This window comes from Allobosea sp. NPDC003192, from assembly GCF_050275675.1.
Classification (GTDB): Bacteria; Pseudomonadota; Alphaproteobacteria; order Rhizobiales; family Beijerinckiaceae; genus Allobosea.
In genome coordinates this window covers 181383-189814 of record NZ_JBNNPK010000012.1, presented here as the reverse complement: position 1 = coordinate 189814, position 8432 = coordinate 181383, and the positions used below count along the sequence as shown (strand labels likewise).

Genomic DNA, 8432 nt, shown 5'->3' with positions numbered 1-8432 from the left:
AGCCATTGTCCGCTAAAGGCTTCACTTCGCGGATCGAGTTGACGGTGAAGCCGGCGGCCTGCAGCGCGCGCAGCGCCGACTCGCGGCCCGAACCCGGACCGGTGACCTCGACCTCGAGGGTGCGCATGCCGTGTTCGGCAGCCTTGCGGGCGGCGTCCTCAGCCGCGACCTGGGCGGCATAAGGGGTCGACTTGCGCGAACCCTTGAAACCCATCGTGCCGGCGGACGACCACGAGATCGTGTTGCCCTGCGCGTCGGTGATGGTGATCATGGTGTTGTTGAACGAGGCGTTCACATGCGCGACGCCGGAGACGATGTTCTTGCGTTCGCGACGGCGGACGCGCTGGGCTTCCTTGGCCATAATCTCTTTCTTCCATCCTTCAGGCGCGCCCGTGATGCCAGGCGCTGGGGATGCCGCCTGCCCGCGAGCGGATCAGGCGACGCAAAACAATGCAGCGAGCCGGTTGCCCGGCCCGCCGAAACTCACTTCTTCTTGCCGGCGATCGGCTTCGCCTTGCCCTTGCGGGTGCGGGCGTTGGTGTGGGTGCGCTGGCCGCGCACCGGCAGCGAGCGGCGATGACGCAGGCCGCGATAGCAGCCGAGATCCATCAGGCGCTTGATGTTCATCGAGACTTCGCGGCGCAGATCGCCCTCGACGAGATAGTCGCGGTCGATCGTCTCGCGGATCTGCAGCACCTCGGCGTCGGTCAGCTGGTTGACCCGGCGCTCGGCGGCGATGCCGACCTTCTCGCAGATCTCCTGGGCCTTGTGGGCGCCGATGCCGTGAATGTACTGCAGACCGATGACGACGCGCTTGCCGGTCGGAATGTTGACGCCCGCGATACGAGCCATGTTCTTCACCTCTCCATGCAGCCGCAGCGCGTGGCGCCACGACAATGACGATAACTCCGCGTCCGGTGGAGGCCGGCCCTTGCGAAGCGTTGATTCCGTTCCACGCGAGAATACGACACCACCCCTTCTCACGAAGGCGGCGGCATCGCTTGATGAAACCGGATGGCCGGCTGTTAGTCGGTTGGGCGCGCCCTGTCAACCCAGGCGCGCCCACCCCTGCCGCGTTACTTCTTCACCAGCGGGCACTTGCTCTCCGACAGCGGCGCGATGATCTCGGCGGCCGGAATCTTGCGGACCACCTTGAAATAATCCCACGGCGCCTTCGATTCGGCCGGAGCCTTGGCCTCGACCAGCAGCATGTCGTTCAGCAGCCTTCCGTCCTCGCGGATCTTGGCGCCGGGCGCATAGAAGTCGTCGACCGGCAGCTCCTTCATCTTGGCCGCGACCGCAGGCCCCGCCGCCGTGCCGGCCGCCTTCACCGCCTTCAGATAGTGCAGCACCGAGGAATAGACGCTGGCCTGGATCATGCCCGGCATCTTCTTGGTCCTGGCCATGTAGCGATCGGCGAAGGCACGGCTCGGCTTGTCGGCGTCATGGTAGTAGGCGGTGGTGGTGATCAGCCCTTTGGCCTTGTCGAGGCCGAGCCCGTGCACATCGCTCAGTACCACGACCATCGCCGCCAGCTTCTGTCCGCCATCGACCAGGCCGAACTCGCCGGCCTGTTTGATCGAGTTGATCGTGTCGGTTCCGGCATTGGCGAAGGCGACGATCTTGGCCTTGGAGGCCTGCGCCTGCAGCAGGAAGGAGGAGAAGTCCGGCGTCGACAGCGGTGCGCGCACCGTGCCGAGCGTCTTGCCCTTGTTGGCCGCGACGATCGCTTCGATATCGGCGGTGAGCTGGTGGCCGAAGGCATAATCGGCGGCGATGATGTACCAGCTGTCACCGCCCTCGCGCAGGATCGACAGCGCCGTGCCCTTGGCCGAGGTCGCAGTGTCGAAGGTCCACATGAAGCCGGTCGCGCTGCAGTCCTCGTTGAAGAGGCGCGTCGTCGCCGGGCCGTTATAGAGCGTGACCCTCTGCTTCTCCTTGGCGATGCCGGCGACTGCGAGCGCGACAGCCGAATTGGTCAGGTCGGCGATGGCGGTGACGCCATCGACATCGTACCAGCGCCGCGCCAGGCCAGCGGCGACGTCCGGCTTGTTCTGATGGTCACCCGAGATGATCTCGATCGGCTTGCCCAGCACCGAGCCGCCGAAGTCCTCGATCGCCAGCTTCGCCGCCTCGACCGAGCCGAGCCCGCCGAACTCGGCGTAGTTGCCGGACTGGTCGTTGAGGATGCCGATCTTGACCGCATCCTGCGCCCGCACGCTCGATGCCGTCGCCAGCAGCGCGGCCGCCACAAGGCAAGCAACCCGTTTCATGCTGTCCTCCCGATCTCTGGCCGGTCGGTCAGCCGGCGATGGCGCATGCCACCGGCCATCGGCTACCGCCGCCATGTCTTGGCCGTCATGGGCCTGCCGGAAGTTCAATTTCGTCGAGAGGATGTGTCAATTGCGGCAGCGGAGCGCGAAATCCCGCTTGCGCTGCCGCAAAAGCGCACCGCTGGCATCCTCGTGACGACCACCGCTCAATAGCGCGTGAAGGCGCGTCGCATCGCCTCGTCCATCTCCTCGCGCTGCTTTTGCAGCTTCTCGTCGAGCTCGCGCCGTTCCCGCTCGTAGCGGGCGTTCCACTCCTGCCATTCGCGCTTCTTCACCCGCGCCTGAATCTGCGCATCGGTCGACCAGATCCCGGCAAGGTTGCTGCCGGCGACGACGATGCCGATCAACGGCAGCACGACCTTGATCGCATCCCAGGCCGAGAACGGTCGCGGCGTCCCGCCTGCCGCGATCACCTTCCTACCTGGCGCCTCCGCCTCGGCGTCGCCGGGTCGGCGCGCGGCATAGACGACCGGCACGCTCGGCTTCGGCCTGTCCGGCTCTCTGCCGAAAGCCCGCCAGCGTACCTCGACCGCCCCGCGCAATTGCTGTGGCGCGACGCCGACGAATTCCGCATGCAGCGCGCACTGGACCATATCGCCCTTCTCGATGAAGGCGGTCTGGTGCCAATAAGGTCCGCGTTGGAACAGCGACTTGATATGCAGATTCGCCTGGTAGAACTGCTTGGAAACCAGCACCACGGTGACGTCGTTATAGTGCAGGTTCCGCGGATTACGCGCCAGCCAGTGCCAGACCACGATGTCGATCGTGTCGATGCCCTTGATCTCGCGCCAGGGGATGAAGCTCTCCTTGCGCGATGACGACCAGCTTATATGCACCCCGTCCGGCGACAGCACATAGACCGGCTTGCCCCGCCGGAAGCGACGCCGGAGCGCAAAGACCGAGAGGCCGATGCCGACGAGGATCGCCGCGAACGCGCCTAAGGTCTCGCCGGGTCGCGGCCAGTCGGGAATCTCCATGGCGAAGATGAAGAGGCCGCAGAACAAGGTCAGCAAGCCGATCGGCAGCCAGCTCGCGAACTCCGCGTCCAGCCGGTATTCGAGCGTCTGATGGACATCCGAAGGATCGACCTGCACGGCCAGCCCGCCCGCTTTTGCAGGCCGCAGCATGCCACAACTTCGCGGGTTTGGAACGCTGAGGTTCGGGCGTCACGGTCGGAGAGCCGCGGTGATGCACACGGGGGGCTTCTCGTTGAGCCAAGGGCATGACCTCAGCCTTGCGATCGGCGCAATCAAGGCATATGCTAAGGCATATGCCAACAATGTCGGAGCATACGAATGAACGAAATCCGGCATGTCAGGCTGTTTCGCAACGGTCGCAATCAGGCCGTCCGCATCCCGGTCGAGTTCGAGCTTCCCGGTGACGAGGCCCTGATGCGTCGCGACGGCGATCGCCTCGTCATCGAGCCGCTGGCGAAACGGGGCCTGTCCGCCCTCCTCGCCAGCCTGGAGCCACTGGACGAGGTCTTTCCAGAAATTCCTGATCCCCCGCCAGCTCCGGAGCGGGAGCTTTGACGCGCTATCTGCTCGACACCAACATCATCTCCGATCTGGTCCGTCAGCCGCAGGGCCGTGCTGCGAAGCGTATCGCGGAGATCGGCGATCACCACATCCTGACGAGCGTGATCGTCGCCGGCGAGTTGCGCTATGGCTGCCGCAAAGCCGGCTCCGCGCGCCTGTCGGCGACAGTCGAGGCCCTACTCTTCGAGATCGAGGCCATTCCTTTCGACGAAGCCGCTTCCCGTGCCTATGCCGATCTGCGCACGGCCCTCGAAGCGAAGGGCCAACCGATCGGCGGCAACGACATGCTCATTGCCGCACAGGCTCTAGCGCTCGGCTGTGTCATGGTCACGGCCAACACCGATGAATTCGCCCGTGTCGACGGGCTCAAGGTCGAGAACTGGCTGAGCTGAGTTCGGCCCCCTCACCGCTTGCGCACGAACTCCGTGCGCAGCACCAGCCCCTTGATGCTCTCGTGCCGGCAGTCGATCTCCTCGGGATTGTCCGTCAGCCGGATCGACCTGATCACCGTGCCCTGCTTCAGGGTTTGGCCAGCGCCCTTGACCTTGAGGTCCTTGATTAGCGTCACCGCGTCGCCATCCGCCAGGATGTTGCCGAAGGCGTCGCGGACCTCGGGCTTCGAGGCTGCGGCCGCCGCCACTTCCGAAGCCGGGCGCCATTCGCCGGTCGCCTCGTCATAGACATAGTCGTCGTCGCCATCGGCCATGGCCTGCTCCATCACAAAAAAAAGCCGCGCGGCGAGTACCGCGCGGCCGCGAATTCACAACGGACCGGGCTTTCAGCCCGCCAGTGCCTGCTCGATCGCCGAGGACACGTCGTCGATCGGCTGCATGCCGTCGATCGGCGTAAGCTGGCCGCGCTTGTCGTAATAGGGAGCGACGATCGCGGTATCGCGATTATAGGCCTCGAGCCGGGTCTTGAAGACTTCCGGGTCGTCGTCCTTGCGCACCGGTTGGCCGGCGGCCTTGGCTTCTTCGGCGCGGCGCACGATTCGGTCGACCAACTTGGTCTGATCGACCCGGAGCTCCAGCACCTTGTCGAGCTTCAGCCCCTTGCCTGCGAGCATGGTGTCGAGCGCCTCGGCCTGCGCCAGCGTGCGCGGGAAGCCGTCGAGGATGAAGCCCTTCTTCGCATCGGCTTCTTCGATGCGGTCGGCCACGATGCCGATGACGATCTCGTCCGAGACCAGCCCGCCGGCATCCATCACCGCCTTCGCCTTGAGACCGACCGGTGTACCGGCCGCAACGGCGGCGCGCAGCATGTCGCCGGTCGAGAGCTGCGGAATGCCGTGCTTTGCGACGATCCGCGTCGCCTGAGTGCCTTTGCCCGCCCCCGGCGGCCCCAGGAAAATCAGCCTCATCAGCGCCTTGCCCCCCTCAACTTCGCCTTCTTGACCAGCCCCTCATACTGATGGGCCAGCAGATGACCATGGACCTGAGCGACCGTGTCCATCGTCGTCGTCACCACGATCAGCAGCGAGGTGCCGCCGAGCAGGATGATCGGAATCTGGGCATAGGTGATCATGAACTCCGGGATCAAGCAGACGATAGTCAAATAGGCGGCGCCGAGCACGGTGATGCGGGTCAGCACGCGGTCGATGTGCTCGGCGGTGCGCTCGCCCGGGCGGATGCCGGGCATGAAGCCGCCATGCTTCTTGAGGTTGTCCGCCGTCTCGACCGGATTGAACACGATCGCGGTGTAGAAGAAGCAGAAGAAGATGATCAGCGCCGCATAGAGGATCATGAACAGCGGCCGGCCATGCGCCAGATAGGTCGCCAGCGTCGACAGGATGCCGGTGCCGCCCGAAGCCTGCGAGAAGCTGGCGATCGTTGTCGGCAGCAGCAGCAGCGACGAGGCGAAGATCGGCGGGATCACGCCGGCGGTGTTGAGCTTCAGCGGCAGGAACGAGGTCTGGCCCTCATACATGCGGTTGCCGACCTGGCGCTTCGGATAGTTGATCAGCAGGCGCCGCTGGGCGCGCTCGACGAAGACCACGAAGGCGATGACGCAGACCGCCATGACCAGCACCAGCAGCAGCAGGCCGGTCGAGATCGCGCCCTGGCGGCCGAGCTCGAGCGTCTGGGCCAGCTGCGCCGGGAATTCGGCGATGATGCCGGCGAAGATGATCATCGAGGTGCCATTGCCGATGCCGCGGCTGGTGATCTGCTCGCCGAGCCAGAGCAGGAACATGGTGCCGCCGACCAGGGTGATCGTGGTCGAGATCAGGAAGAACGGCCCGGGTTCGAGCACGAGATTGCCCGAGCCTTGAAGACCCACGCCGATGCCCCAGGCCTGGAACAGCGCCAGCACCAGCGTCAGGTAGCGCGTGTACTGGTTCAGGATCTTTCGGCCCTGCTCGCCTTCCTTCTTCAGCGCCTCGAAGGTCGGGACGACGCTGGAGAGCAGCTGGATGATGATCGAGGCCGAGATGTACGGCATGATCGCCAGCGCGAAGATCGCAAGCCGGCCGACGGCGCCGCCGGAGAACATGTTGAACAGTCCGAGCACGCCCGACTGGGTCTGCTTGAACAGGTCGGCCACCGCATCCGGGTTCATGCCGGGCAGCGGGATATAGGTGCCGAGCCGGTAGACGATCAGCGCCCCCAGCGTGAACCAGATCCGCTTCTTCAGCTCGTCGGCCTTGGCCAGCGCGCCGAAGTTCAGGTTTGCCGCAAGCTGTTCAGCCGCCGATGCCATGCGTCCGGTCCTTGGGTGTAATCTGGTCTAGACAGTCGAACGGCGGCCAAGGCTTCGGGCCCGGCCGCCGCTCGCGTTAGTCATGTAAGCGTGGAAGTCACGCCTGTGAAGCGGCAGCCGCCAGGATCTTGACCGTGCCGCCAGCCTTCTCGATCGCCTCGACGGCCGACTTCGACGCACCGGCGACCTCGAAGGCGAGCTTCGCCTTGAGCTCGCCGACGCCGAGGATCTTGACGCCGTCGCGCGCCGCCTTCGAGATCACGCCGGCAGAAACCAACGCCTCGATGGTGACGACACCCTTGGCGTCGAGCTTGCCGGCCTCGACGGCCTGCTGGATGCGGCCGAGATTGACCTCGTTCAGCTCGCGAGCGAACAGGTTGTGGAAGCCGCGCTTCGGCAGGCGCCGATAGAGCGGCATCTGGCCGCCTTCGAAGCCCTTGACCGCCACGCCGGCGCGAGCCTTCTGGCCCTTGACGCCACGCCCGCCGGTCTTGCCCTTGCCGGAACCGATGCCGCGGCCGACGCGGATGCGCGACTTGGTCGCGCCTTCGTTGTCACGAATGTCAGTGAGTTTCATGGTTCGCCCCTCCTCACTTCGCGTCGACGACGCGAACGAGGTGCTTGACCTTCTCGACCATGCCACGCACAGCCGGCGTGTCCTGCAGGGTCGATTGGCGGCGGATCTTGTTGAGGCCGAGACCGATCAGGGTCTGGCGCTGCGAGGCGTCGCGACGGATCGGGCTACCGATCTGCTCGACGACGAGGGTCTTTCCGGACTTTGCCATCGAACCCTCCTCACGCGTCCGCGCCGGCATCCGCACCGGCGTCGCGGCGGCGGGTCTGCAGGGCAGAAACCTTGAGCGAGCGGCGCGCGGCGACGCTGCGCGGCGAATCCTCGTTCTTCAGCGCATCGAAGGTGGCGCGCACGAGGTTGTACGGGTTCGACGAGCCGAGCGACTTCGAGACCACGTCCTGCATGCCGACCGCTTCGAAGACGGCGCGCATCGGGCCGCCGGCGATGATGCCGGTACCGGCCGGGGCAGCGCGCAGCACGACCTTGCCGGCGCCGTGACGGCCCTGGACGTCGTGATGGAGCGTGCGGCCTTCGCGCAGCGGGATGCGGACGAGACCGCGCTTGGCGGCTTCCGTCGCCTTGCGGATCGCCTCGGGAACTTCACGGGCCTTGCCGTGGCCGAAGCCGACGCGGCCCTTCTGGTCGCCGACGACGACGAGGGCGGCAAAGCCGAAGCGACGGCCGCCCTTCACCACCTTGGCTACGCGGTTGATGTGGACCAGCCGGTCCACGAATTCCGAATCGCGCTCTTCGCGATCGCGATCACGAGGTTCTCTCGCCATGTCTTCCTCTTACTTGCGCGGACGGTACCGATCGTGGCCCGCCGCTCGCTCGAGCGCCCCGGAATGGAGCGGCTTTCCAAAAGCGACATGCGGGAAGCCCGTGAGGCCTCCCGCATCCCGCGGTCTTCAACCGATCAGAAGCTCAGCCCGCCTTCGCGAGCGGCTTCGGCCAGCGCCTTGACGCGGCCATGGTACATATAGGCGCCGCGGTCGAACACGACTTCCTTGACGCCGGCCTTGATGGCGCGCTCGGCAATGATCTTGCCGATCTGCGCCGCGGCCTCGACATTCGCGCCCGACTTGATGTCGGCGCGGATATCCTTGTCCATCGACGAAGCCGAAGCGAGCGTCAGCCCCTTCGTGTCGTCGATGACCTGCGCGTAGATCTGCTTGCCGGTGCGGTGCACCGACAGGCGGGCGCGGCCATTGGCCACCGCCTTGATCGCGCGGCGGACGCGGGCCTTGCGGCGCGCAGTCGCAACTGTCTGCTTGCTCATGGCTCCGGTCC

At 65.7% G+C, this 8432-nt stretch carries 14 protein-coding genes; 3 read left to right on the top strand and 11 right to left on the bottom strand.

Going from position 1 to position 8432, the window contains the following annotated elements; all coding sequences use genetic code 11:
* The 3 genes from rpsK to ACQKLX_RS17760 form a co-directional block, all read right to left on the bottom strand.
* Positions 1–361 (bottom strand): 30S ribosomal protein S11 (gene rpsK, locus ACQKLX_RS17770; protein ID WP_427362877.1); only part of this gene is annotated, 361 nt, incomplete at its 3' end.
* 122 nt (positions 362–483) lie between these two features.
* Positions 484–852 carry a 30S ribosomal protein S13 gene (rpsM, locus tag ACQKLX_RS17765; protein WP_137881186.1) on the bottom strand — a complete coding sequence of 123 codons (369 nt, stop codon included), beginning with the start codon at positions 850–852 and terminating at the stop codon, positions 484–486.
* A gap of 224 nt (positions 853–1076) precedes the next feature.
* Positions 1077–2273: an ABC transporter substrate-binding protein gene (locus tag ACQKLX_RS17760; protein WP_427362876.1), complete on the bottom strand. Its 1197-nt coding sequence runs from the start codon at positions 2271–2273 to the stop codon at positions 1077–1079.
* 45 nt (positions 2274–2318) lie between these two features.
* Between ACQKLX_RS17760 and ACQKLX_RS17755 the strand changes: the two genes are divergently transcribed.
* Positions 2319–2486, top strand: coding sequence for a hypothetical protein (locus tag ACQKLX_RS17755; protein ID WP_427362875.1), 168 nt, complete (start codon positions 2319–2321; stop codon positions 2484–2486).
* On the opposite strand, the gene ACQKLX_RS17750 is transcribed toward ACQKLX_RS17755, so the two are convergent.
* Positions 2480–3460 (bottom strand): hypothetical protein, encoded by a 981-nt coding sequence (locus ACQKLX_RS17750; protein ID WP_427362874.1) that lies wholly within the window; start codon positions 3458–3460, stop codon positions 2480–2482. The genes ACQKLX_RS17755 and ACQKLX_RS17750 overlap by 7 nt on opposite strands.
* Positions 3461–3628: 168 nt before the next feature.
* Here ACQKLX_RS17750 and ACQKLX_RS17745 point away from each other — a divergent pair, with 168 nt between their 5' ends.
* Entirely contained in the window at positions 3629–3865 is a 237-nt protein-coding gene (locus ACQKLX_RS17745) for an antitoxin (protein WP_427362873.1), read from the top strand.
* Positions 3862–4263: a type II toxin-antitoxin system VapC family toxin gene (locus ACQKLX_RS17740; protein ID WP_427362872.1), complete on the top strand. Its 402-nt coding sequence runs from the start codon at positions 3862–3864 to the stop codon at positions 4261–4263. Before ACQKLX_RS17745 ends, ACQKLX_RS17740 begins: the two co-directional genes overlap by 4 nt.
* Before the next feature lie 11 nt (positions 4264–4274).
* On the opposite strand, the gene ACQKLX_RS17735 is transcribed toward ACQKLX_RS17740, so the two are convergent.
* The 7 genes from ACQKLX_RS17735 to rplR all read right to left on the bottom strand — a co-directional run bounded on the left by ACQKLX_RS17735 (position 4275) and on the right by rplR (position 8421).
* The gene (locus tag ACQKLX_RS17735; RefSeq protein ID WP_427362871.1) at positions 4275–4577 is read right to left on the bottom strand and encodes an alkylphosphonate utilization protein; all 303 of its coding nucleotides are present in this window, start codon (positions 4575–4577) and stop codon (positions 4275–4277) included.
* A gap of 72 nt (positions 4578–4649) precedes the next feature.
* Complete coding sequence (locus ACQKLX_RS17730; RefSeq protein WP_427362870.1) at positions 4650–5231, bottom strand: adenylate kinase; 582 nt, start codon at positions 5229–5231, stop codon at positions 4650–4652.
* Positions 5231–6568 carry a preprotein translocase subunit SecY gene (secY, locus tag ACQKLX_RS17725; RefSeq protein WP_427362869.1) on the bottom strand — a complete coding sequence of 446 codons (1338 nt, stop codon included), beginning with the start codon at positions 6566–6568 and terminating at the stop codon, positions 5231–5233. The genes ACQKLX_RS17730 and secY overlap by 1 nt, the downstream gene beginning before the upstream one ends.
* A gap of 97 nt (positions 6569–6665) precedes the next feature.
* The gene (gene rplO / locus ACQKLX_RS17720; RefSeq protein ID WP_427362868.1) at positions 6666–7145 is read right to left on the bottom strand and encodes a 50S ribosomal protein L15; all 480 of its coding nucleotides are present in this window, start codon (positions 7143–7145) and stop codon (positions 6666–6668) included.
* 13 nt (positions 7146–7158) lie between these two features.
* The gene (rpmD, locus tag ACQKLX_RS17715; protein ID WP_427362867.1) at positions 7159–7353 is read right to left on the bottom strand and encodes a 50S ribosomal protein L30; all 195 of its coding nucleotides are present in this window, start codon (positions 7351–7353) and stop codon (positions 7159–7161) included.
* Positions 7354–7363: 10 nt separating this feature from the next.
* Complete coding sequence (gene rpsE, locus ACQKLX_RS17710; protein ID WP_092159597.1) at positions 7364–7924, bottom strand: 30S ribosomal protein S5; 561 nt, start codon at positions 7922–7924, stop codon at positions 7364–7366.
* A gap of 134 nt (positions 7925–8058) precedes the next feature.
* A complete protein-coding gene (gene rplR / locus ACQKLX_RS17705) occupies positions 8059–8421 on the bottom strand; it encodes a 50S ribosomal protein L18 (protein WP_427362866.1) in 363 nt (120 codons plus the stop codon).
* Between the last annotated feature and the right edge of the window lie 11 nt (positions 8422–8432).

Coding starts and splice junctions, on each gene's coding strand:
- rpsM (WP_137881186.1), bottom strand. CDS start 852: ATGGCTCGTATCGCGGGCGTCAACATTCCGACCGGCAAGCGCGTCGTC.
- ACQKLX_RS17760 (WP_427362876.1), bottom strand. CDS start 2,273: ATGAAACGGGTTGCTTGCCTTGTGGCGGCCGCGCTGCTGGCGACGGCA.
- ACQKLX_RS17755 (WP_427362875.1), top strand. CDS start 2,319: ATGCCACCGGCCATCGGCTACCGCCGCCATGTCTTGGCCGTCATGGGC.
- ACQKLX_RS17750 (WP_427362874.1), bottom strand. CDS start 3,460: ATGCTGCGGCCTGCAAAAGCGGGCGGGCTGGCCGTGCAGGTCGATCCT.
- ACQKLX_RS17745 (WP_427362873.1), top strand. CDS start 3,629: ATGAACGAAATCCGGCATGTCAGGCTGTTTCGCAACGGTCGCAATCAG.
- ACQKLX_RS17735 (WP_427362871.1), bottom strand. CDS start 4,577: ATGGCCGATGGCGACGACGACTATGTCTATGACGAGGCGACCGGCGAA.
- ACQKLX_RS17730 (WP_427362870.1), bottom strand. CDS start 5,231: ATGAGGCTGATTTTCCTGGGGCCGCCGGGGGCGGGCAAAGGCACTCAG.
- secY (WP_427362869.1), bottom strand. CDS start 6,568: ATGGCATCGGCGGCTGAACAGCTTGCGGCAAACCTGAACTTCGGCGCG.
- rplO (WP_427362868.1), bottom strand. CDS start 7,145: ATGAAACTCACTGACATTCGTGACAACGAAGGCGCGACCAAGTCGCGC.
- rpmD (WP_427362867.1), bottom strand. CDS start 7,353: ATGGCAAAGTCCGGAAAGACCCTCGTCGTCGAGCAGATCGGTAGCCCG.
- rpsE (WP_092159597.1), bottom strand. CDS start 7,924: ATGGCGAGAGAACCTCGTGATCGCGATCGCGAAGAGCGCGATTCGGAA.
- rplR (WP_427362866.1), bottom strand. CDS start 8,421: ATGAGCAAGCAGACAGTTGCGACTGCGCGCCGCAAGGCCCGCGTCCGC.